This is a genomic window from Nonomuraea sp. NPDC051941 (assembly GCF_044593615.1).
Genome location: NZ_JBIUCF010000001.1, coordinates 142,039 through 163,702, shown reverse-complemented (window position 1 = coordinate 163,702; position 21,664 = coordinate 142,039). Strand labels below are relative to the sequence as shown.

At 66.7% G+C, this 21,664-nt stretch carries 21 protein-coding genes; 7 read left to right on the top strand and 14 right to left on the bottom strand.

Annotated features, from left to right (window positions below; genetic code table 11):
* Positions 1-14: 14 nt before the first annotated feature.
* Complete coding sequence (locus ACIHFD_RS00690; RefSeq protein ID WP_397364979.1) at positions 15-746, bottom strand: GntR family transcriptional regulator; 732 nt, start codon at positions 744-746, stop codon at positions 15-17.
* 248 nt (positions 747-994) lie between these two features.
* The gene (locus tag ACIHFD_RS00685; protein WP_397364978.1) at positions 995-1,282 is read right to left on the bottom strand and encodes a hypothetical protein; all 288 of its coding nucleotides are present in this window, start codon (positions 1,280-1,282) and stop codon (positions 995-997) included.
* 345 nt (positions 1,283-1,627) lie between these two features.
* On the opposite strand from ACIHFD_RS00685, the gene ACIHFD_RS00680 reads away from it, so the two are divergent.
* Positions 1,628-2,917 (top strand): hypothetical protein, encoded by a 1,290-nt coding sequence (locus tag ACIHFD_RS00680; protein ID WP_397364977.1) that lies wholly within the window; start codon positions 1,628-1,630, stop codon positions 2,915-2,917.
* A 52-nt stretch (positions 2,918-2,969) separates the two neighbouring features.
* On the opposite strand, the gene ACIHFD_RS00675 is transcribed toward ACIHFD_RS00680, so the two are convergent.
* A complete protein-coding gene (locus tag ACIHFD_RS00675; RefSeq protein WP_397364976.1) occupies positions 2,970-3,446 on the bottom strand; it encodes a hypothetical protein in 477 nt (158 codons plus the stop codon).
* 19 nt (positions 3,447-3,465) lie between these two features.
* Positions 3,466-4,467, bottom strand: coding sequence for a hypothetical protein (locus ACIHFD_RS00670; protein ID WP_397364975.1), 1,002 nt, complete (start codon positions 4,465-4,467; stop codon positions 3,466-3,468).
* A 1,119-nt stretch (positions 4,468-5,586) separates the two neighbouring features.
* Between ACIHFD_RS00670 and ACIHFD_RS00665 the strand changes: the two genes are divergently transcribed.
* On the top strand, positions 5,587-5,862 hold the full coding sequence (locus ACIHFD_RS00665) for a hypothetical protein (protein ID WP_397364974.1): 276 nt from the start codon (positions 5,587-5,589) through the stop codon (positions 5,860-5,862).
* Positions 5,863-7,874: 2,012 nt separating this feature from the next.
* Positions 7,875-8,558 carry an SMI1/KNR4 family protein gene (locus tag ACIHFD_RS00660; protein ID WP_397364973.1) on the top strand — a complete coding sequence of 228 codons (684 nt, stop codon included), beginning with the start codon at positions 7,875-7,877 and terminating at the stop codon, positions 8,556-8,558.
* A 294-nt stretch (positions 8,559-8,852) separates the two neighbouring features.
* Here the strand turns inward: ACIHFD_RS00660 and ACIHFD_RS00655 are convergent, their stop codons facing one another.
* Entirely contained in the window at positions 8,853-9,290 is a 438-nt protein-coding gene (locus ACIHFD_RS00655; protein ID WP_397365455.1) for a MarR family winged helix-turn-helix transcriptional regulator, read from the bottom strand.
* A gap of 26 nt (positions 9,291-9,316) precedes the next feature.
* Between ACIHFD_RS00655 and ACIHFD_RS00650 the strand changes: the two genes are divergently transcribed.
* The gene (locus ACIHFD_RS00650) at positions 9,317-9,724 is read left to right on the top strand and encodes a hypothetical protein (protein ID WP_397364972.1); all 408 of its coding nucleotides are present in this window, start codon (positions 9,317-9,319) and stop codon (positions 9,722-9,724) included.
* Positions 9,725-9,767: 43 nt separating this feature from the next.
* Here ACIHFD_RS00650 and ACIHFD_RS00645 read toward each other — a convergent pair whose 3' ends face one another.
* A complete protein-coding gene (locus ACIHFD_RS00645) occupies positions 9,768-10,493 on the bottom strand; it encodes a LysR family substrate-binding domain-containing protein (protein WP_397364971.1) in 726 nt (241 codons plus the stop codon).
* Positions 10,494-10,548: 55 nt separating this feature from the next.
* Between ACIHFD_RS00645 and ACIHFD_RS00640 the strand changes: the two genes are divergently transcribed.
* Positions 10,549-10,929 carry a DUF5997 family protein gene (locus ACIHFD_RS00640; RefSeq protein WP_363966178.1) on the top strand — a complete coding sequence of 127 codons (381 nt, stop codon included), beginning with the start codon at positions 10,549-10,551 and terminating at the stop codon, positions 10,927-10,929.
* Positions 10,930-11,132: 203 nt separating this feature from the next.
* The gene (locus ACIHFD_RS00635) at positions 11,133-11,423 is read left to right on the top strand and encodes a hypothetical protein (protein ID WP_397364970.1); all 291 of its coding nucleotides are present in this window, start codon (positions 11,133-11,135) and stop codon (positions 11,421-11,423) included.
* 258 nt (positions 11,424-11,681) lie between these two features.
* Here ACIHFD_RS00635 and ACIHFD_RS00630 read toward each other — a convergent pair whose 3' ends face one another.
* The 8 genes from ACIHFD_RS00630 to ACIHFD_RS00595 all read right to left on the bottom strand — a co-directional run bounded on the left by ACIHFD_RS00630 (position 11,682) and on the right by ACIHFD_RS00595 (position 20,130).
* Positions 11,682-12,680 carry a hydroxyacid dehydrogenase gene (locus ACIHFD_RS00630; RefSeq protein ID WP_397364969.1) on the bottom strand — a complete coding sequence of 333 codons (999 nt, stop codon included), beginning with the start codon at positions 12,678-12,680 and terminating at the stop codon, positions 11,682-11,684.
* Positions 12,677-13,594, bottom strand: a complete 918-nt coding sequence (locus ACIHFD_RS00625) for a carbohydrate ABC transporter permease (protein WP_364253494.1) — start codon at positions 13,592-13,594, stop codon at positions 12,677-12,679. Before ACIHFD_RS00625 ends, ACIHFD_RS00630 begins: the two co-directional genes overlap by 4 nt.
* Positions 13,591-14,487 carry a carbohydrate ABC transporter permease gene (locus tag ACIHFD_RS00620; RefSeq protein ID WP_397364968.1) on the bottom strand — a complete coding sequence of 299 codons (897 nt, stop codon included), beginning with the start codon at positions 14,485-14,487 and terminating at the stop codon, positions 13,591-13,593. The genes ACIHFD_RS00625 and ACIHFD_RS00620 overlap by 4 nt, the downstream gene beginning before the upstream one ends.
* 29 nt (positions 14,488-14,516) lie before the next feature.
* Positions 14,517-15,830: an ABC transporter substrate-binding protein gene (locus tag ACIHFD_RS00615; RefSeq protein ID WP_397364967.1), complete on the bottom strand. Its 1,314-nt coding sequence runs from the start codon at positions 15,828-15,830 to the stop codon at positions 14,517-14,519.
* A gap of 133 nt (positions 15,831-15,963) precedes the next feature.
* Positions 15,964-17,049 (bottom strand): LacI family DNA-binding transcriptional regulator, encoded by a 1,086-nt coding sequence (locus ACIHFD_RS00610; protein WP_397364966.1) that lies wholly within the window; start codon positions 17,047-17,049, stop codon positions 15,964-15,966.
* Positions 17,050-17,144: 95 nt separating this feature from the next.
* Positions 17,145-18,230, bottom strand: a complete 1,086-nt coding sequence (locus ACIHFD_RS00605) for a LacI family DNA-binding transcriptional regulator (protein ID WP_397364965.1) — start codon at positions 18,228-18,230, stop codon at positions 17,145-17,147.
* A 30-nt stretch (positions 18,231-18,260) separates the two neighbouring features.
* Positions 18,261-19,121, bottom strand: a complete 861-nt coding sequence (locus ACIHFD_RS00600; RefSeq protein WP_355194117.1) for a PfkB family carbohydrate kinase — start codon at positions 19,119-19,121, stop codon at positions 18,261-18,263.
* A 7-nt stretch (positions 19,122-19,128) separates the two neighbouring features.
* Positions 19,129-20,130 carry an SIS domain-containing protein gene (locus ACIHFD_RS00595; RefSeq protein WP_397364964.1) on the bottom strand — a complete coding sequence of 334 codons (1,002 nt, stop codon included), beginning with the start codon at positions 20,128-20,130 and terminating at the stop codon, positions 19,129-19,131.
* A gap of 220 nt (positions 20,131-20,350) precedes the next feature.
* Between ACIHFD_RS00595 and ACIHFD_RS00590 the strand changes: the two genes are divergently transcribed.
* A complete protein-coding gene (locus ACIHFD_RS00590) occupies positions 20,351-21,664 on the top strand; it encodes an ABC transporter substrate-binding protein (RefSeq protein ID WP_397364963.1) in 1,314 nt (437 codons plus the stop codon).

Sequence of the window (21,664 nt, the reverse complement as noted above, 5' to 3'; positions counted from 1 at the left end):
AGATTCGGATGGTTCTACGCGATCGGATACGCGTCTTCCAACTCGTGCCGGTCGGCGGGTAGCAGCACTTCCACAACTGCCAAAGGCCGGCCGGAGGCATCGCGTACCGCGCCGAAGACGGCCAGAAGTGGCTGGTTCTTCGGCATGGCGAGCTGCTTGACCTCGTCGGCCGAGGGCATGCGAGCGGTGATCTGCTCCACGATGTGATCGAAACGCACGCCCTTGCGCGCCTGGAGATGCTCGCGGAAACCCTGCCGCAACGGCTCGCCGCTGGTCAGATCCGTCCCCTCGGACAGCTCCAACGGCAGCCAGAGCGACACCAGTTCAGTCCGCTCGCCCTCTCGCGTGATCAATCGTCGCCGAACGAACGCCTTACTCTTGGGCTGCACGTCGAGCAGCACGCCAATCCGATTCGGCACGGCGACCGCGCCGACTTCGACGACCTCGCCCGCGGAGTCGGTCTCCGGCTTGGTCAGGTACGCCTGTCCCGGACGCTTCTGCTCAACCGAGGCCATCGCCGGACGGCCGCGCACGAAGCGTCCCTTGCCCTGCTGGGACTCGATCCAGCCCTGCTCACGTAGCACGCGGAGGGCGGCGACCACGGTGGGACGGGAGACGCTGAACTCTTGGATGAGCTGGTTCTCGCTGGGGAGCATCGTGCCCGGTGGGTAGTCTCCCCCCTCGATGCGCCTCTGAAGAGTGTGCACAAGCTGCGCATACTTAGGCGGCACGGACTCTAGCGACATCTTGACCGTCCAACAGCCGACAGGTTGTTTTACTAAGTTTGAGAGTATCCGGCCAACCGCCGGCTGTCCACGGCGTTGCCGGAAGCGTGAGCCGCACATGAGAACCCGACAGGCAGCGCAGCGACCGGGCTGGGAAGGTTGCCTCGTGGATGTCACTGCATCTACCTGCCGGGCGAGGCGTGGCGAGACAAGGCAGTGGCCGCCATCCCCCTCCGGAAGAGACCACGCCTGCCCCGCCACGCCCGTCATCACCTGGCGATGTACTCGGCCAGGATGTTCGCCGCACCCTGCGGATCGCTGGTCGGGTGACGCCTCTCGGCGCTCTGCCACGAGTAGTAGGCCCCGCCGTACCCAACGAACACCCACACCGGCAGCCCCGGCTCAGGCTTGCGCACCAGCAGCACACTGTTGTTGTCCCGCAGATCGGCGTTCACGCCGAGGTTCGCGAGTTGGTCGCGCAACTGGACGAGCATGTCGCCCTCTTCCTGGCTGTTGTCCGGGAAGCCGGTCACCGCCGCTTGAATGATCGAGTTCATCTTCCGCTCCCTTCGGCCCGGCCGTCTCCGAGGCAGTCGAGACACTCCCGCTCCTCACCCGAGGTCTGATCTTCGTCGTCATCGCCGATAAGGAGCGCACGGCGCGAGTCGCGCAGCTTGATCCCGCGTCCCCGGCAAGCAGGGCAGGGCGACGTCTTGCTTGTCTCGTCTGGCCGGATCACCGTCGCCATCTCCTCGTTCATCCGGCGTTCCCTGTGGCGGGAGGCCGCGTGACGTACCGTGGTTGATTGATGACAAGTCCACCGGCAACCGCGTCTGAGCAGGACCCCTGAACGGCCCCCTCATTTCCCCTTTCGAGCCCCCAGCCGGGAGGAAGACCCGAAGATGCCCGACTACATCCCGAACGTTCGACTTCGCGCCTGGCGCAACCAGGAGCAGCTCAACCGCGCGCAGATGGCCGAAAAGCTCAACGCCACGCCCATTGGTGTCGCTAAAAGGTTGGCCTGCGACGAGGAGCGGATCCGGCGCTGGGAAGCAGGCGAAGTCAGGTGGCCGCGCACCGAATACCGGCTGGCGCTGACCCAACTGACCGGGAAGGAACCGGAAGAGCTCGGGTTCTCACAGGGGAGACAGAACGAGAGCCGTCTCATCGAGGCCCAGGTAATGCCCATCGACGCACTACGAGCCGAAGCCGACCTGTACGGGACGATGGAGCTTGCCCAGCAACTTCAGGCATCTGACGTCGGAACGGGCACCTTGGAGGCTCTCGCCGAGGCTGTCGATCTGCTGTGCCGCGCCTACCCGGTGGTGCCCGCCGGCACCCTGCGCGATCGCACCCAGAAGCGCCTGGCCCAGATCAACCGCCTCCTCGCTGGGCGTCTCACCCTCGACCAGCACCGTGAACTGCTCGTGATCACCGGATGGCTCACCGCCCTGCTGGGGTGCGTTCACTATGACCTGGGTGAGAGGGAAGAGGCCGAAACGGCCCGACGTGCCGCCTTCGAAATGGGCCGCCAGGTCGGGCACGGCGAACTCATGGGGTGGGCACACGAGATGTCAGCCTGGTTCGCCCTCGTCGAGGGCCGCTACGAAGATGTCGTCAACGCCGCCCGCATGGGCCAGGCCGTTGCCGGCCAGACCAGCGCCATGGTCCAACTCACCCTCCAGGAAGCGCGCGGCCTAGCCCGCATCGGTGACCGCCGCGAGGCAGACCGCGCACTCACCCGCGGAGCCGAAGTCCTCAACCGCCTGCCCATGCCCGACAACCCTGATCATCACTTCGTGTTTGACCACGCCAAGTGGGTCTTCTACGCCGCCACCTGCTACACCTGGCTCGCCGACGACGACCGCGCCGAGGAACACGCCTGCGAAACCATCCAGATGCACACCCGCCCCGACGGTACCTCCAACGCCCCCATGCGAGTCGCCGACGCACACATAGACCTCGGTATCGTGGACGCCCGACGGGGAGATCTCGACGCCGCCGTGGACCACGGCATCGCCGCATTCGACATCGACCGCCGATCCCTCATCGACCTCGTCAATCGTGCCGGAGACCTCGATCGCGTCCTACGGCAGCGCTACCGACGAGAAGCGCTCGCCGAAGATTTCCACGAACGATTCGTGACTGCGCGGCGGGCCATCGATAGCCGTCGGCCCGACCTGCTCGACTAGATTCGAGAAATTGTGGGCTGCCATCCGCGATGCCTCATGATGGCCCTACTGGCTAGAATCTCAATGCCTGGTATGCAGCTCGTGTTCTCTTAAGTGCCATGAACACGGTAAGCATCAAATGTATTAGCAATGTCACGATTATGGCTGACAGCAAGCTATTGATCGGCTGATTGTTTTCCCTAATCGCTGCCGCCGCAATCAAGAATGCTGTTGTTATAATCCCAATCAGTACCGAGTAGCTTACATTGGCCTGCAGTTGGTCAATCAGTGCCGCTGTGTTCCCATACTTGGGAAGACGAGAGTCGTCATTGACGCGAAGGCCCATGCTGAAAATGTGAATTAGCAGTCCAAATAAGAGGGCAGTAAAGACGGCTATTCCGGCAAGAATGCTCGCAGGGTCTTGCATCTTAAAATCAAACAAATAGCCCGCTATTCCGAAGGTCGTCGGAATGGCATAGAAAGAGAGATAGTCTTGCCGCCGCCGCTCGTTGGTGCGCTGATCTCGGAACGTATCTAAGTGATCTTCCACAAGGGGTCGGATGGACCATTTAGAGCTCATCCCTCACCGCCTCCATGTGGATCGATTGGGCTTGCTTGGTCCACAAGCCATCTCTCCAGTTTGATGGTAACTCAAGATGTAGGTCTTGCGCTAGCGTTTTGGCCAATTCGCCCATGTAGTCGTATACGGCCCCGTCGGAGGGGCGATCATCATTTGAAGTTTTGATTGGGTAGACGAGCGTGGGCAGTCCGTCCTTGCCGAGCACGATCTCCCTCTGCTGGTCGCCATCGGTTAACTGCAGGCGAACTTCGTCCGCCTCAACCTCGTCGCGAAGCCCCAATATCTGCGTTTCAGGCTTGATGGAACGATCCATAATTGGGGATATGAGCTGTCTTGCTAGGCCGCTGGAGCGAAGTGGCTTAACAGTATATTCCAGCTTGCCAATATTGGTTTCGCTGATTCCGTTAATGCCATCGGCCAGATCGTGGCTCCTTGAGTACCGAACCACTCTGATCTGTGTTAGGCGAGCACGTTCCATGAACCTCTTCCAGGCTTCCTCCTCTGTCAAACCTTCCTTGTGAAGAATCAGTGCCTCGTCGACGAACCGCTTCCGGAATGCCTTCGTGAGGTGGCGCAAAAAAATGCTCGCAGCACCTCTGCCGCTGCATCGTTCTGCTAGAAATAGGGCGGTGCTGGAGTGGGGAGGGATAATCAGCATATTACGTACATGAACCACTGCAGACTCGTCGGCACCAAATTCATGAGTGCGCTTATTTGTGCGGACATTCTTCACGGTGCCTTCGAAGCCGAATCTGCCGTACTCGGTCCCAAAGGATATTGACCTGCCTTCCGCCTTGATGTTTTCCACTGAAAGATAGTGGCCGAATTGTTCTTCTTTGAGCGAATCGGCTTGGACGTCTCTAAGGAATCCGTGTGCGAGGTGTAGTAGATCGAGCCCGCGTCCGTCCATATCTTCTAGATTAAGGAACCGCTTGGGCTGGCGAAATGGTGCGATTTTGAGCCCGTAAGCCGCGACTGCATAACGTGCCATAGATAGCTCCTAGCCTGATGATTTGCGCTGATGTGATCTACATCGACAGGAATACGCTATACGTTACATCTGTCGCAAGGTATGTCAATCTTCGAATGCTTCTTCGGGAAGCTGGATGCTGTTGACGGGTCACGTGCGCCGCTGGCTCTTCGCAACTACCCAGCACTTGCTCAAAAGTAGAGGCCACGCTGCCGCGTCGCTTTCGGTGCTCGAGCCTGGCGACCCTGCGCTCTGGGCCTGCTTACAGAAGGTATCCGGGCTGCTGCGGTCCAGTGCACAGCGACAACCAGCCCGTCCTGCTGGTCAAAGCGATTGTTCCGCCTGAAAGCTAGCCATCCTTAGTCCCTGTTCCGCGCTCTCATCTGGTTGAACCTTGCCGAATTATCCTCATTGGGATCAAGCGGCGGCGCGGCGCGCCGCCGTACCCCCGGCCCTCCGCCCGCCCGCCGTCCGGGCGTGCGGCCTGGGGGCCGGTCCCGGACGGCGGCGGGACACCGGGCCGGGCACCGCGCGCCGGCCCCACCGTACCGACCGAACGCTCCGACCGGGGTTGCCCCGCCGCCGCACAGATGCAGCCCTACGATCGCCACTACATGGCCGGTCGCCGTAGATGGCTGGGGGCGATCGACGATCCAGGGTTCGTTCCTCACCCTGGCTCACCGAGGTAGCGTGGCTGACCCCCGTTGCCGGGCTGGTGAGGACGATCGGCATTGGGAGAAATGATGTGGCTGAAGCCCATGACGCACTGCCTAGTCGTCTCGACGGCTTACCCCGAGCAAGTGTTTCTGCTCGCGCGGTAGGGTGCGGCTGCAACGAGCTGACAGGGCATCGAAAGGGTGCGGTCCCATGAAACCTATAGGCCTCGTTTTAGACGACACGGAACGACTGCAGTGGGATTTCAGGCCGCTCGTCAGCGTTGGGCCACTCCGGTTCGGGATGAGTCATGACGAGGTGATTGCTGCGCTGGATGCGAATCCCCCTTCCACAGGCCCTTGCAGGTGGGGAGGGCGCCTTGCGTGGTTCCGTCTGCCCACCTCTTACGGGGGTGCCCTGACGACGTACTACGCAAAGTCTGGTCAGCTGTCCTGCATCGCGGTTGATGCGCGGCACGGTCCTCAGGTGACGATGGACGGCCTTCGGCTGGTTGGGCGTGTGCCGTCCGAGTTGGTCGATCTGTTCGTTGATCACATGCAGTCACGGGGACTGCCGGAAGCGGTCCACTGCTCGCAGTACGGAGATCTTGGAGCTGACGAGCTTGGGCTCGTACTGCGTGCGCAACGCGCTGGAGACATCCTCCTGACGCGCCCCGTTTTCGTTGCCCGCGAATGGGCCGATCGTGTCTGTGATGTGACAGAGGGCTATGTCCCTGATGAGGAATGGCAGGTTTACTGCTGAAGGGAAGACCGTACACAGCCACTGACTTGCATTGAACCGATCTGGAAGCAGGTTCCAGGGAGCTCGTTGGTTGGCCCTTTGCCCCGCGGGATGTACGCGGGATGATCTTCCCTGGCAGAGGGAAAGCGAGAACCGTACGCCGAGGTCAGGGGCCTGATGCGGTCAAGAACGTCAGCCCGCTGTAAAACCGCCGGCGTTCGACCCATGCGGGTGGATCGCCCGTAGGGGCGCCGGGTTCGCTTCCGTGCCATCTGCGTGCCGCAAGGCCGTGCCCTACCGTGCCAGATCCCGCAAGCGAACGCCACGTCAGAGGCATGATCGCCGTGCCATTAGCGTGCCATTAGACTGAATCGATCATGGCGTATCAAGCGCCCCACAGGTACGAGGGTCCAGGTCCAGACGTACAGCCAAGGGATCATGGCTCCTTACAAGCGAGGGGTCACTGGTTCGAACCCAGTACCGCCCACCTGTAGCAAGAGCCCCGTCTCCGACCATGGAAACGGGGCTTCGTCCCATTTACCGGCGCGACAGAGCCCATTCGAAGATCCATTGGAGTTGTTCGCGATCTTCGCGTCAGCGATCCTGCGGTCGGCCTCCGCCGTGCTGTGCTGGTAGACCCAGTGCTGTCCGGACCGAGTCATGCCCCATGCGCTGCATGAGATCTTTGAGGCTCGCGCCGGAGCTCGCAGCGATCGTGTTGCCGGTGTGCCGGAGATCATGGAAGTGCAGGCCCGGGAAGCCGATCTTTCTCGTGCTCTCGTCCCACTTGGCCGCCCGCCCGGAAGTTGATCCGACAAAGGATGCCACCCTGTAAGCCAGTGAAGATCAGCGCGTCGGCCTCTGGGCCGGTGAACTGATCAAGCGCCGCCGTCCCGTGCTGCGCGTGCGGTCTGGGGGCCGTTCTCGCGCGAGCGCCGCGCGGGGCATCGCCGTACGGCCGCCCCGCCGTACACCCCGAACCCACCGACCAAGCGCCACACCGCCGCACAGGGCATCGGCCACGCCACCTCGGTATCCGCGACTAGTGATCCACACCCGCATGCTTGCGCCTCGACGCCAGCCGAATGCCCACGTAGACAGCTCCAGCTACGAGCACAAACGGCGAAGCGACGGTAACGATAGTCAAGAACATTCGCCCATGCTGCCCTACACCATGCCGACCCGACAAGGTCCTCGCCTGCGGCGGGGACCTCAGGCTCCGGGATGATCGCGACGACCTGAAGGCCATCAATGGCTGAGGTGGAAGCCTGATCATCCCGCCCGCCATCGACCCGGGACGAGCCGAGCAGACCAGGGCCGGGGTCAAGGTCGTTCGTCCAGTGGGGCGCTGCACCTTGACCCCGTGGCCCTGGCCCGCTTCCCCCTCGGGCGGGTCGACGGCAGACGGGAAGCTCAGGCAGGGAGAGGTGTGCGCGGTGCGTGCCACTGGGCCGTGCCATTAGCGTGCCATCAGACTGAATCGACCACCGTGTAACCGCGCGTCTCGGAGGTACGGGGGGGCAGGTCAAGAGGTACGCCTAAGGGATCATGGCTCCCTTACAAGCGAGGGGGTCACTGGTTCGAACCCAGTACCGCCCACCTGCATCAAGAGCCCCTCTCCAATCATGGAAACGGGGCTTCGTCCCATTTACCGGTGCGACAGAGCCCATTCGAAGATCCATTGGAGCTGTTCGCGATCCCCCGGTCAGCCTCCCCCGTGCTGTGCTGGTAGATCAGCGCTGCCCGGACCGCCCTGTGAGCCGGTGAAGATCAGCGCATCGGGCCTCTGGGCGAGATTGTCGGGGAGTGACGGGATGATCCTTTTCGGGCTTGCGACCGTACGGACTCCCGCGCGGGACGTGGGCGGACCGACGAGGAGTTCGCCCACGTCGGGCTAAACATACTGTTGCCGAACGCCGACGATCCGGGCCGCGAACTCAAGCGACGCCGCGCCGCAGCCAGACGAACCCGCCGATCCTAGCCATCGTCATGCCGCCGCCAGGTTGCTTCACGAAAAGCCGCATACTGGCGCCATGTCGACCATGACAGCAAGACTCGACCGGCTGCGAGCCATCGAAACCGGCCGACCCGTACACCTGCATAAGTTCTACCGACGCAACAAGCGGTTCCTCGTCTTCGGCGCTGAACGACACCAGTACCGCAACACCCCGCTCGACCCGACCTCGGTCCTGGCCCTAGAAGACGATCTCGGTGTCCAATTACCACCCGCATACCGGGAGTTCCTGCTCCAGGTCGGCCCCGGCGCGGGCCCCTACTACGGCATCTGGGAACCGCAGGAGATCGTGAAAGAGACCGAGGGCGATCCTGCCAAACCCTTCCCGCTCACCCGCCGCGACGCCGAGGAGATCTACAACGCCTGGTACGCATGGGTCCAGGAACCAGAGCCCGACTCCGGTGGCGGCCCCAGCATCGAAGCCCCCAACCCCGCACCTGGCTGCATCTTCATCGGAACCCAGGGCTGCTCCAGTGTCACCGCGTTGGTGACCGCAGGAGAGCTGACGGGCACGGTTTGGGATGTCTGGCTCGACGAAAGTGCCTGGCGACCGGCCATGGCCGCCCCCGCCAGCTTGGAGAGCGAGCTCTATGACCTGGCCGCACCGACGTATCTCGGTCCTACGCCCACCTTCGACGCCTGGTACGAGGCATGGCTCACACGCGCCGATGTCGAGCTGTCACCTCCAGGAGAAACGTCCTGAGCGGTACCGCATCATCACGCAAGCCCCGTTACGCGCGAGCGCTCCCGTTGGTTGCTGACGCCGAGGCATGCCACCACACGTGATGCGTCGGGAGATAGGAAGAGCTGAAAGTTGTAGGCGGACTCGGTGCTCTTGACGATGCCGAGGAGGAGGTGCTGAAGTCCGCAGGTGTCAAGCCGCGCGATCGCCTCGTCAAAGCCAAGGGACGGGTTCCCCATCCGGACGATGGCCGTTGGGCGTTCATGGCAGCGGGCGAGTCATTCGCCGACGCCGACCTGCCACGCGTAGTGCCCGTCACTTCCCCACGAGGCCAGTCGCAGCGGCGATCCGACCCAGGGTCCGGCGCAGGGCCGCCACCTCGGCGGGGTCGATGGCGCTCAGCAGTTCCTCGTCGTTCTGCCGCGCCAGCGAGAGCGTCTGGTGCCGCAGATCCTGGCCGGTCGGTGTCAGCTCGATGAGCTGACGCCGACGGTCTGCGGTGTCCCGTACTCGTCGTACGGCATCGAGCTTCTCAAGTTCGTCGAGCATGTCGACGACCACACTGGCGGTCACCCCGACGGCCTTGGCCAGCTCCAGCTGCGCCCGGGGCCCGCCGGCCAGGAGCTCAAGGACCGCACAGTGCCGTGGCCGCAGGCCGAGCGGGGCCAGGCGATCCGCGAACTGCCCGTTCGCCTCCTGGCCCAGCTTGCCCAGCAGGAAACCCACCGTGTTGATCAACGACTCTTCCACCATCACACCACCAATGCTAGCCTAGCCATATGATTCGGCACCCGAAAGATATGGCTCCCTCATTAAATGTCCGTCGATTCGGCGCACTTGTCGTGCTCCTCACCGTGGTCACATCCGGCTACTTCGCAGTGTCCAGCCTGGCGGACCCGGGCGGGCTGGTGCCTGGAGGCGATCAGGCCGCCCCCAGGACCTATGCCGCCTACATGGCGGCCCGCAGCGTGGTGCTGCTCGGCGGAATGGTCTGGTTGCTGGCCCGACACGCGTGGCGTTCCCTCGGGTTGCTCCTCGCATTGAACGGCGCGGTCCAGATCGGCGATGCGGCGATCGGCGCTGCGCACCATCAGGTCCCTCAGACGATCGGGCCCCTGGTGTTCGCCGCCGCCCTGCTGACAGCCGCCCGACTGCTCACCGGCCGCAATCCGACCGCCCACCCGTAGGAAAACCCTGGCCTCGGCCTTGGAAAACCACGGAAGGTCCGGGTCACCGGGGCCGGGGGCCCTTCCCTTTACGGCGGGCCGGCACGGCCCGGCGGCTGGAGCCGCTCTTCGCGGGTTTCTGGGGCTGCCGTTGTACCGGTTTCTCCGCAGGAGCGGCGGGGGTACGCCCCCGCGAGCTGTTCACTGTCCGGCCGCGGACGATGCCGATGAAGTCTTCCACCAGGTCGGTGGTCGCGTCCGTGGGCCAGGCCAGCGCGACCTGGGACTGCGGCGCTTCCAGCACCGGCCGGTAAGTGAGGTCCCTGCGGTGATAGAGGCGTGCCAGCGACTGCGGGACCAGGAGCAGCCCGGCGCCGGCCGCTACCAGTTCGATCGCTTCCGCGGTTGTGGCCGGGCGGGTGAACGCGGGCTGCCCGGGCCGGACCGTCCACTCGATGGTGTCGTCCAGAGGATGGAGCACCTCGTCGTCGGCCAGGTCGGCGATGGTCACCTCGTCGGCGGCGGCCACCGCGTGGTCCTTGGGCACCACGACCACCGTGGTCTCCACGTAGAGCGGAATCACGCTGAGCCCGTCCCGGTCGACCGGCAGCCTGACGAATCCGGCGTCGGCGCCGCCGTCCCGAAGGAGACCCACCACCTCGGCCGCGGGAACAGTGGCCAGGGTGATCGGCACGTCGGGCAGCCTCTCGGACCAGATGTTGACCCATTTCGCGGGTGTCACCCCGGGCACGTACGCCAGCCGGAACGCCTTGGTCTCCCCATCAGTCACTTCCTCAGGGTATCGATGTCATGGAAACCCGTTCCGACTGACTACTCTTGACGTCATGACCTCGCCCAAATCGAAGAGCATCCAGACGATGAAGCCCGAGACCGCGGCCAAGAAGCTGGGTGTCCTCCTCTCGGCCACTCCCGCCGAGTTCCAGGCGGGCGTCGTCTCCAGGGACGAGCTGAACGAGTTGCAGGCGACGCCACCCGCCTGGCTCACTGATCTGCGCCGCAACGGCCCGCACCCCAGGCAGGTCGTCGCCGCGAAGCTCGGGATCTCCAATTCGGGCCTGATCAGGGCCGGGATCACCGAACCGCTCACCACCGCTGAGATCGATGCGCTGAAGGCGGAGAACCCGGCGTGGCTGGAGCACGAGCGGTCCGTCCAGGCCGAGACCCGCAAAGAAGCACTCCGCCTCAAGCAACGGCAAGACGGCTGAGGTCCTGAGGCTGGGGTGATGCGGTTCGCGCCGGGCCAGGGGCGGCCCACTGGCGACGACCCCTACCACATGGGGTCAACGGCGACGCGGGGGTACGCAGCCGATCAAGGTTGAGCACCCGATAAGGACGCCGTGCCGATCCGTACCTTGGGCTCAACGACGGACGTCTTCCGGTGGAATGCGGCAAGTGTCAGAGTATTGCTGTGGCTGAGCAACCCGATGACACGCGAAGGCTTCGCCCGACATGGCCGCTCTGGGTCAACCTGCTCTTCATCGTCTTCGGCCTGTTCGTCCTCGTGACCCAGACCTTGGGGCTGCTCGCGGGCGGGCCCTGGGACCTGTTCGGCTGGAACCTGGGGTCATGGTCGTGGCTGGGGCGGCTCGTGGTGATCTTCGGCTGGGTCCTGCTCGTTCACCTGCATGTTCGAGATCTGCTGCGGAAGCGCAAGAAGAGCGGGTCGGACGTCACGGGCGGATCCTCACCTCGCCGGTGAAGGTACGACCGTCGGTCAGGTGACCGGCGACGGAACCGGTGCAGCCTGCCACCGCCTTCGCGATGGCGGCGCCGTCCACCCGGAGCTCGCCGTGCGGGAGCGCCGTTGCGGCGAGCCTTCCGTCGACGACCGCGCGGACCGTACTCAGGAGGATCCCGTGGGGACCCGCTCCCGGAACGACCGGATGAGTCGCGCCGGGGCAGGTCCACGTCGAGGCGGGCCGCCACGGCGGGGGCTGCCCGGAAAGCGCCTGCCAAATCACGCCGAGCGGCCGATCGTGTCGGCGCGGACGACATGCGCGAACGGCAGGCCCCGCGTGTACCGTTCCAGCTCGTCGAGTGCCGAGTGGCCCAGGCGGCGCAGTTCGCCGCCCACCGAGCCGGCGACGTGCGGGGTGAGCAGGACGTTCGGCAGGTCGTAGAGTGGCGAGTCCGCCGGGAGGATCTCGGGCTCGGTGACGTCGAGCACGGCGTCGATCCGGCCCGAGACCAGTTCCTTGGTGAGCGCCTCCATGTCCACCAGCGAGCCGCGCGCGGTGTTGATGAGCGTGGCGCCGTCGGAGAGCAGTCCCAGGCGCCGCGCGTCCAGCAGGTGCCGGGTCTCCGGCAGCGCCGGGGCGTGCACGGAGACGACGTCGGAGGCGGCCAGCAGTTCGTCGAGGCCGACCGGCCGGGCGCCGAGCGCGGCCGCTGCGGTCTCGTCGAGGTACGGGTCGTTGATCAGGAGCTCGAGGTCGAACGGGCGGAGCAGGTCGAGCACCCGGCGGCCGATGTGAGAGGCCCCGATGATCCCGACGGTCCTGCGGTAGTTGCCCAGCGAGGGGAAGTGCGCCGCCCAGTCGAGGGCCCGGCGCTGCGTGCGGTAGAGGTCGCGGATGCCGAGGACGCGTTTGCCGGCGAACAGGATCGCGGCGACGGTGTACTCGGCCACGGGGAGCGCGTTGGTGGCGGCGCCCGACGAGACGGCTATGCCGCGTTCCCAGCAGGCGTCGGTGATCAGGCTCTTGACCGTGCCCGCCACGTGGACGACGGCCCGCAGCCCGGGTGCCCGCCGCAGCACGGAAGCGTCGACGGGCGGGCAGCCCCAGCAGGTGACGAGGACCTCGGCCGCGGCCAGCTCCGGCACGTCCGCGAAGTCGCTGACGACCAGGCCGGGGTCGACGTCCACCAGCCGGGTGAGCCGGTCGAGCTCGTCCGGCCCGAACAGGTCGTCCTTGAATCGCGGCTCCATGGCGAGCAGCGCGCGGGGAAGGGTCACTTGACGGCTCCAGCGGTCATGCCCGCCCTCCAGTACCGCTGCAGCACCACGAAGGCGATGACCAGCGGCACGACCGCCACCAGCGAACCGGTGATGGCGAGCAGGTAGTCCTCCGGATGGCCCTGGTTCAGCGACGTGGTCTGCCAGGTGTACAGACCCAGGTTGAGCGGGTAAAGGTGTTGGTCGGTCAGCATCACGAGCGGCAGGAAGAAGCTGTTCCAGATGCCGGTGAACTGGAAGAGGAAGATGGTGACGAAGGCCGTGCGGAGCATCGGGAAGCCGATGCTGAGGAAGGTCCGCAGGTCACCGGCGCCGTCGACGCGGGTCGCCTCGATCACCTCGTCGGGCACGTACGCGGCGCTGAACACCCGGGCGAGGTAGACCCCGAAAGGAAAGACCAGGCTCGGGAGGAAGACGCCCCAGAAGGTGTTCACGATGCCGGTCTTGGACGCCAGCAGGTAGATCGGCAGGGCCATCGCGCTGGCCGGTACGAGCACGCCGAGGAGGATCAGCCCGAAGATCTTCTCCTTGAACGGGAACGAGAGCTTGTCGAAGGCGTACCCCGCCGCCACGCACAGGGTCGTGGCGATGAGGGCGCCGCCCACGGCGTAGAGGGCGGTGTTGCCGAGCCACCGCAGGTAGATGCCGTCACCCGCGCTGAACAGGTGCGCCAGGTTGGCACCGAGGTCGAAGGTCCGCCCGAAGGCGAAGCCGCTGGTGCCGAACAGGTCACGCATGTTCTTCGTGGCCGCCATGAGCAGCCACAGCAGCGGCATCACCGTGTAGAGCACGGCGATGACGAGGACGCCGTTGACGGCGGCACGCGAGAGCAGGCGCGGCATCGGGCGGGAGCCGGGCTTCCTGCGCCTCCTTGAGGCGGGAACCGGCGGTGCGGGCGTCGCGGTCAACGTCATGGCTGCACCCTCCGCGCCGAGAACCGGGTCACGATGAAGGACAGGACCCCGCCGAGCAGGGCGATCAGGATCGAGGCGGACGCGGCCAGGCCGTAGTCGTGGTTGTCGAAGGCCGCGCGCATCGCGTACATGTTCGGGCTCCAGGCGCTGCCGATCTCGGTCGACGCCCGGTAGATCACCTTCGGCTCGGTGAAGAGCTGCAGGGCGCCGATGACGGTGAAGAGCACGTTGAGCGCGATCGCCGGGCGGATGAGCGGGACCTTGATCCGCAGCGCGATCCGCAGCCCGCTCGCGCCGTCGACCGTCCCCGCCTCCAGGACGTCCCTCGGGACGGCCTGCAGGGCGGCGTAGAGGATGACCATGTTGTACCCGACCCACTCCCAGGTGGAGATGTTGACCACCGAGAGCAGGGCGTGGTCGGCCGACAGGAAGCTCCACTTCACGCCGGCCGACTCGAGCACGTCGATCACCGGGCTGAGCCCGGGCGTGTACAGGTACACCCAGATGATCGCGGCGATGAGCCCCGGTACGGCGTGCGGCAGGAAGAGGCCGAGCTGGAAGAAGCGTTTCGCCCGGGCCATGGCCGAGTCGAGGAGCAGGGCGAGCAGGAGCGCGCCCCCGATCATCACCGGGATGTACAGCAGGACGTAGGTCGCGATGACCAGGAAACTGTCCCGGAACGCCGCGTCGCCGAGCGCCCGGGCGTAGTTGCCGAGGCCGACGAAGAAGGTCTCGACGCCGCCGAAGCCGAGGCCGGAGCTGCGCTCGGTGAACAGGCTGAGCCACCCCGCGTACACCAGCGGCGCGACGGAGAAGGCGAGGAACAGCAGGAGGAACGGGCCGACGAGCAGGGCGGCGGTGCGCCCCTGCCCGCGGGCCGGACGGGTCGCCACGGCATCTCCTTGAAGGGGGGAAGTGGGCACTACTGGGCGACGCTCAGGCCGCGGTTCTTGAAGTCCGCCACGGTGGCCTGCTGGGCGCTCGTGAGCACGTCGGCCAGCTTCACCTCGCCGCCGGCGACCTTGCCGAGCGAGTCGGAGATCGCCGTCCCGGTCACGCCGGCGCTCGGCCCCCACGTCCAGCCGGCCGGGATCGACTCGTACGCCTGGGAGACGACGGAGAAGATGTCCTGGCCCCCGTAGAAGTCGGTCTTGAAGGCACTGGTGGCCGGCAGCAGGGCCGGCGCGGCCGGGAGCATGCTGCTGGTGCCGCTGGACAGCCAGGCCTTCATGCCCTCGGGATCCGTGGTGATCCACTTGATGAACTCGAGAGCCTGCTCAGGGTGCTTGGCGCCCTTGGGGACGGTGAAGGCCGAGCCGCCCAGCATCGCGGAGGCCGGCCGGCCGTCCCAGCTCGGCACCGCCGCGATGGCCCACTTGCCCTTCTGGTCGGGAACGGTGGACTGGAGGGCCCCCGCGCACCAGTTCGCGCAGATGTAGGAGACGACCTGGCCCTTCTGCACCGCCTGGAAGAAGGCGTCGTCGCTCGTCGAGTTGTACGTGCCGACCAGCCCCTTCAGGACCAGGTCGTTCCAGTACGCGGCCATCTTCTTGGACGGCTCGTCGTCGATGGAGACCTTCCACGACTGGCCCTCGGTGCCGTACCACCGGCCACCGGCCTGCCAGGAGAGCGCGGCCAGCACGCCGGCGTCGGCGGTCGCGAAGATCCCGCCGCGCGCCTTCGCGTCGGCCTTCTTCACGTCCGCGAGCAGCTTCGCGTAGTCGTCCCAGGTCTTCGGCAGCTCCAGCTTGTGCTTGTCGTAGAAGTCCTTGCGGTAGAAGAACATCAGCGGGGCGACGTCGCGAGGGATGCCCCAGGTCTTGCCTCCGAGGTTCACCAGTTGCTGGACCTGGGCGGGGAAGGTCTTGGCGACCACGGGGCCCGCGGTCTCGGTGAGGTCCTCCAGCTCGCCCTGGCTGACCACGTCGGGCAGCTGGTTGTACTCGACGATGGCCACGTCGGGGACGTTGCCGGCCTTCACCGAGCTGGCGAGCTTGGTGTAGTAGTCGCCGCCGCTCGGCACGTTCTCCCACTTGACCTGGAAGTCTTTGTGGGTCTTGTTGAAGGCGGCGGTGACGACGTCGGATGCCTTGACGAAGGAGCGGAAGGTGATGACGTCCGCCCCCGGCTTCGCGTCGGAGGCACCCGGATCCGTGCCCCCGCAGGCGGCCAGTGCCGACAGCGAGACGACAGCGCCCGCGAGCAGGGCCGTGATCCGCAGGCATCGAGGCTTCATATGCACCGTCCAGGGAGGGAAGTGAAGATTGGTGCAATCATTTTGTTTCGAATGAAGCCTGTCAATGCATCCCGAAGCAGCGATCAGTTACGATCGCGTCACAAGCAGGAAAAACGAAAGAAAACGAAAGCCACTAAGAGGGTGTCGCGCCGCACGACGCCCGGATCCGCAGGCTCGGCCGCAGCAGCAGGCCGCACAGCGGCCTGCCCGGATCGTCCAGCCGATCGACGAGCATCCGCACGGCCGCGGCCCCCACCTCCTCCTTGGGCGGCGACACGGCGGTCAGGGGGATGTCGGCAAGGGAGGCGACCTCGTCGTCGTAGGTCACGATCGCCAGATCCTCGGGTATCGAGACGCCGCGGCCGCGAAGCTGCCTGACCAGGGAAAGGGCGTCCATGTCGTTGTGCACGAGCGCGGCGCGCACGCCCTCCTCCCTGAAGGCGTCCAGGAAGTCGTCGACGTGCTCGTCCATCCCGGCCGGAGCGCCCACGGCGGCCCGCGGGAACATGCGCACGGGCCCCTCCCGCAGGCCGAGAGAGCGCTGGGCGAGCTCGTGTCCCTCGCGGATCCACGGGGTGGTCCTGCTCTCGCAGGCGAGCAGCGCCACCCGCTCGTGTCCCAGCCGGGCGAGATGACACGTGGCCAGATAGGCGCCGTACGCGTGATCGGTGGCCACCTGCTCCACCGCCGGCATCGACCAGCCCGCCTTCCGCTCGACCAGCACCACGGGCAGGTCGAGCTCGTTCACCCACTGCTCCGTGGCGAGCGAGAGCGTGGGGTTCTCGCTCGGCGTCAGCAGCAGGCCGTCCACGCCGGACGACAGCAGCTGCGCCACCTGGCGGCGGTCCTCCTTCAGGTCGTAGCGGGAGACCGCGAGGCTGATCCGCACGCCGAGCTCGCGCGCGGCCGCCTGCGCGCCCCTGATCACCGCCGGGAAGTAGTACGCGGTCTGCGGCACGAGCATGCCGAGCACGTACGGCTCGCGCTCCCTTTTCCGCTCGCCCGCGGCCGGCTCCTCGCCCGCCCGCGCCGGCGCCTCCGGAATCGACACGGCCCCGCCGTGCACCCGGACGAGCAGCCCGCGCCCGGCCAGCTCCCGCACGTCGTGCCGGATGGTGACGGCCGAGACGCCGAGCCTGGCGGCCAGATCGGCGACCTTGACCGAGCCCTTGCGGCTCAGCTCCTGCAAGATCGCCCCGTGTCGCTCCTCGGCCAGCACGTGGGGCTCCTTCCGGCTCCGCGGATTTTCCTGCGTCATCGTACCGCTGACATTCGCTTTCGAAATCGATCGATTGCGTTTCCAGCGTGGAACGATCATTCCGGGGGTGAGGCCACCGAGGCGCGTTGGATGAGCTCGGAGCGGAGGGTGTGCATGGTGCGGGCCGGCTCGGCGCCGCCCAGGATGTCGAGGAGGACCTCGGCCGCCTTGGCGCCGAGCTGGTGCACCGGCTGGGCGATCATCGTCAGGGGCGGGTCCATGACCGCCGCCCACGCGCTGTCGTCGAACCCGATCAGCGCCACGTCGTCCGGGTAGGACAGCCCCGCCTGGCGCATGGCGCGCAGGGAGCCGGTCATGCCGTCCGTCTCCGTGCAGAACACGGCGGTGACCCGGTCGGGGAGGGCGAGCATGCGGCCGACCTCCCCCACCACCCGCGCCTCCGTCTTGGGCCCGACCATCACCAGCTCGGGATCGAACGGGATGTGCGCGTCGTCGAGCGCGTCGAGGTAGCCCCGCAACCGCTCGCCGTCGGTCCACAGGTTGCGCGAGGCCGCCGCCAGCAGCTCGCGCCTGGTCGACGGCGGCCGCGCCACCGGCGGCCCCCACACGAACCCGACGCGGCGGTGACCGGCCGCGATCAGCACCTCGACCGCCTCGCGGGCCGCGTCGCGGTTGTCGATGACGACCGCGTCGAGGTCGAGGGCGGCCACCGCGCGGTCGACGAGCACGACGGGGATGCCCCGGTCCATGGCCGCCCTGATGTGGGCGACCTGGTCGCGGTCGAGCGCGGCCGACGCGACGATGACGCCGTCGACCCGCTTGTCGATGAGCACGTTGGTGGCCGCGATCTCCTCCTGGAGGTCCTCGTACGTGCTCAGCACGATCACGTCGAACCCCCGCGCCCGCGCGCTGTCGGAGATCCCCCGCAGCAACCCCGCGAAGAACGGGTTGCCGATGTCGGCCACGATCACGCCCAGGGTGTGGCTCACGCCCGTCGACATGCTGCGCGCGAGCGCGTTGGCGCGGTAGCCGAGCTTCTCGGCCGCCGCGAGCACCCGCGCGCGCAGCTCCGGGCTGACGTATCCGTAGCCGCCGAGCGTACGGGCCGCCGTGGCGCGGCCCACGCCGGCCTCGGCCGCGACCTCGGAGATCGTCGGCCCCTGGCCACGGTCAGCTGGCATGGATCCCGTCCCCCGTTCCTGATCGGCCCATCACATCGTAGTCAGCCGGCCGCGGCCGAAGGCGCCCTCGACGAAGCACTGGTCGCGGGCCGATTCCGCCCCCAGGGCCAGCGCCCGGGCGATCGGGCCGAGCCCCGGCCGGGCCTCGGAGGTCCAGCCGTCCCGTAGCAGCGAGACGGCGAACCCGGCGAGGAAGGCGTCGCCGCAGCCCATCGTGTCGACGATGCCGTCGGCGCGCCGGGCGGGAGCGCTCACCAGGGCGTGGCCGTCGTGGGCGATGGCGCCGTCCACGCCGCGGGTGCCGACCGCGAGCCGGGCGCCCCGCCGTACCGCCTCTGCCAGGAGGTCGCCGGTGGCGGCCGCGTCGAGGTCGGAGCAGGACAGCAGCACGAGATCGGCGTGCGGGCAGACGCGGTCGAGGTAGGCGGGGCGCCGGTACTCCTCCTCGCTGGACAGGTCGAAGCTGACCAGCGTGCGGAGCTCGGCCAGCTTCGGCAGCTCGGGCTCGCTGCGGGAGTAGACGCTCGAATGCACGAGGTCGAAGCCGCCTGCGTAGCCGAGCAGGCCGTCGTCGAGCACGAGTGGCTCGCGTACGGTGACGCCGCCGCCGTTCCAGCCGAGGAAGACGCGGTCGCCGTCGTCGACCCGCAGGTGCGAGACGCCGCTCTCGCCCTCCCGAACGACGCAGGCGTCGATCGAGACCCCCTCCGCGGCGATCGACTCCCGCAGGAAGCCACCGAGCGAGTCGTCGCCGAAGACGCCCAGGTAGGCCGACTCGAGGCCGAGGCGGCGGGCGTAGACGGCGACATTGACGCTGTTGCCGCCGGGGTAGTCGACGCCGCGGTCGATGAACCGGTCGACGATGTTGTCGCCGAAGCCGAGCACTCGCATGCGGGCCTCAGTAGTCCATGACCCGGTAGTAGCGGCGCAGGTCGAGGGAGTGGTCCCGGACCCGTTCCAGGTGCTTGCTGACGCGGCTCAGCACGGTGTCGAGCACGAGCGGCGCGAGCAGGCCGCGGAACTCGGGGCTGATCCCGGTGAGCGGGTAGTCGCGGGTGTCGAAGACGGTGACGTCCTTGGAGACGCGCCGGGCGAACGCCTCGGCGCGGTCGGTGAGCGGCCGCGTCTCGTCCTCGCCCTGGAAGATGATCACGCTGGTGTCCTCTTCGAGCAGCTCGAGCGAGCCGTGGAAGAACTCCGCGCTGTGCACCCTGGTCGTGCGCAGCCACTGCATCTCCTCGAGGATGCACATGGAGTAGAGGTACGTGAACCCCCAGAGGTTCCCGCCGCCGACGAGGAAGTGGTAGCCGCTGTCCTTGTGGGCCTCGGCGAACGCGGCGGCCACCGGCTCGGCCTGCCTGGCGACCTCGACGAGGATCCCCGGCACGCCCTCGAACTCGGCGGCGAACCTCTCGTACCCGTCGAACTCGCCCCGGCGCGCGAGCAGCCGGGTCATGAACAGCAGCAGCTGCATGTCGAAGGGCCAGGTCTTGGGCTGCGAGACGAGCGCCGCGTCCACCTTCGTGGCAACGGGCGAGTCGGGGTGGCCGGTGAAGGAGACCGTGAAGGCGCCCCTGGACCTGCAGTACTCGATCGCGCGAATGGTGTCGTCGGTGGTGCCGGAGACCGAGGTGAAGATCGCCACGGTGTCCTCGCCCAGGCGGGCGTCCCCGGAGACGATCAGCTCGGCGGCGATCGCGGCGCGCACGTCGAGCGTCGAGCTGCGCCGGGCCAGGTGCTCGTACGGCCACATCTGGGCGTAGGTGCCGCCGGCGCCGACGAGGAGCACGTGCTTGAACCCCTCGTCCACGAGCCGGTCGACCAGCTCCTCGATCCGTGGGCGCAGGGCCACCGCGCTCGTCACCTGGGAGAGAAATTCCGGCTCGTTGAACCCGAGCATCTTCGCATCCTTTCCGGGGAAATTTCGTGCGCCGACCTGATACCGGTATCACGCGGCAGTCACGTTGACACAAAGAGCTGAGATCCGTCAAACAACTCCACTTCAGAATGCCTATACAAGGCCATATGGAAAAGATCTTGGAGCTAGGTCTGGTACCGGTATCAGACGAGCTGTAAGGTCGGCCAACACCAAAGGCGTTCCTGAAAGAGAAAGGATGCCCATGCGCCCTCGCGCACTGCCGACGTTCGCGGCACTCCTCGGGACACTCACGCTGGCCGCCTGCTCAGGCGGCAAGCCCGAGCAGGCCCCGGCGGCCGACGCCGCCGCCACGCCGGAGTTCTCCGGCACGCTGAGCATCCTCACCAAGTTCGCCGGCGACCCGACAGGCCCCTACTTCGAGAACCTCGCGGCCGAGTACCGGAAGAAGCACCCGCAGGTGAAGATCGAGCTGATCCAGGAGACCGACCAGAGCGTCAAGGACAAGCTCAAGACGCTCACGGCCTCGGACGCGCTGCCCGACGTCTACTTCACCTGGACCGGCAACTGGGCGGACAACTACATCCGCGGCGGACGCGCCGCCGACCTCACCAAGGTGATCGGCCCGGACACGGAGTGGGGCAGGACGTTCAGCCCCGGCTCGCTGGCCGCCTTCGCCCGCGACGGCAAGAACTACGGGATCCCGCTGTACGGCAACGGCAAGTTCATGGGCTACAGCAAGAGCGCCTTCGCCAAGGCCGGGGTCGAGGTGCCGAAGACGTTCGAGGACCTCGTCGCCGCCTGCGGCCCGCTGCGCAAGGCCGGGTACGAGCCCGTCGCCTTCGGCAACAAGGACGGCTGGCCCGCCCTGCACTACCTGCAGCAGTTGTTCGCCTACAACGTGCCGGACGCCGTGCTCCAGGCCGATTTCGTCCCGGCCACGGCCAAGCTGGACAATCCGGGCTACGTCACCGCGCTCAACCAGTTCAAGACGCTGGTCGACCAGTGCACCGACACGAAGAGCGGCACGAACGGCGTGCTCTACTCCTCGGCGCAGGAGGCCTTCGCCAACGGCAAGGCCGCCATGTACTACCAGGAGATCCTGGAGTTCGACAACGCGACGTCGGGCGAGCTCAAGCCCGCGGACTTCGGCATCTTCCAGCTCCCGGTCCCGGGCGACCACCCCGGCGACCCGGCGGTGCTGGAGGGCTCGCCCGAGGGCTACCTGGTCAACGCCAGGTCCCCCAGGGTGGCGCTGGCCGTCGACTTCATGAAGTTCGCCACGAGCGCGCAGAACGCCAGGACGCTGTCCGCGCCGCCGTACGGGCAGCCCAGCACGGTCGTCGGCGCGGTCACGCCGGAGACCTCCAGCAAGGCCGTCTACGAGGGCGTCCAGCTGGTCAACAAGGCGCCGAAGCTGGCCATCTGGCTCGACATGGTCACCGTGCCCGAGGTGGCGGACGCGTGGCTGGCCGGCGGCGAGGCGATCGTCAGCGGTGGCAAGACCGCCGAGCAGGTGCTCGAAAGCGTGCGCCAGGCCTCGGCCGAAGCCAAGTAG

What these genes read in the sequence shown, in the direction of transcription:
- ACIHFD_RS00590 (WP_397364963.1), top strand. Translation starts at nt 20,351, where the DNA reads ATGCGCCCTCGCGCACTGCCGACGTTCGCGGCACTCCTCGGGACACTC.
- ACIHFD_RS00685 (WP_397364978.1), bottom strand. Translation starts at nt 1,282, where the DNA reads ATGAACTCGATCATTCAAGCGGCGGTGACCGGCTTCCCGGACAACAGC.
- ACIHFD_RS00600 (WP_355194117.1), bottom strand. Translation starts at nt 19,121, where the DNA reads ATGCGAGTGCTCGGCTTCGGCGACAACATCGTCGACCGGTTCATCGAC.
- ACIHFD_RS00640 (WP_363966178.1), top strand. Translation starts at nt 10,549, where the DNA reads ATGACCTCGCCCAAATCGAAGAGCATCCAGACGATGAAGCCCGAGACC.
- ACIHFD_RS00615 (WP_397364967.1), bottom strand. Translation starts at nt 15,830, where the DNA reads ATGAAGCCTCGATGCCTGCGGATCACGGCCCTGCTCGCGGGCGCTGTC.
- ACIHFD_RS00690 (WP_397364979.1), bottom strand. Translation starts at nt 746, where the DNA reads ATGTCGCTAGAGTCCGTGCCGCCTAAGTATGCGCAGCTTGTGCACACT.
- ACIHFD_RS00605 (WP_397364965.1), bottom strand. Translation starts at nt 18,230, where the DNA reads ATGCCAGCTGACCGTGGCCAGGGGCCGACGATCTCCGAGGTCGCGGCC.
- ACIHFD_RS00660 (WP_397364973.1), top strand. Translation starts at nt 7,875, where the DNA reads ATGTCGACCATGACAGCAAGACTCGACCGGCTGCGAGCCATCGAAACC.
- ACIHFD_RS00595 (WP_397364964.1), bottom strand. Translation starts at nt 20,130, where the DNA reads ATGCTCGGGTTCAACGAGCCGGAATTTCTCTCCCAGGTGACGAGCGCG.
- ACIHFD_RS00655 (WP_397365455.1), bottom strand. Translation starts at nt 9,290, where the DNA reads ATGGTGGAAGAGTCGTTGATCAACACGGTGGGTTTCCTGCTGGGCAAG.
- ACIHFD_RS00670 (WP_397364975.1), bottom strand. Translation starts at nt 4,467, where the DNA reads ATGGCACGTTATGCAGTCGCGGCTTACGGGCTCAAAATCGCACCATTT.
- ACIHFD_RS00680 (WP_397364977.1), top strand. Translation starts at nt 1,628, where the DNA reads ATGCCCGACTACATCCCGAACGTTCGACTTCGCGCCTGGCGCAACCAG.
- ACIHFD_RS00625 (WP_364253494.1), bottom strand. Translation starts at nt 13,594, where the DNA reads ATGACGTTGACCGCGACGCCCGCACCGCCGGTTCCCGCCTCAAGGAGG.
- ACIHFD_RS00650 (WP_397364972.1), top strand. Translation starts at nt 9,317, where the DNA reads ATGATTCGGCACCCGAAAGATATGGCTCCCTCATTAAATGTCCGTCGA.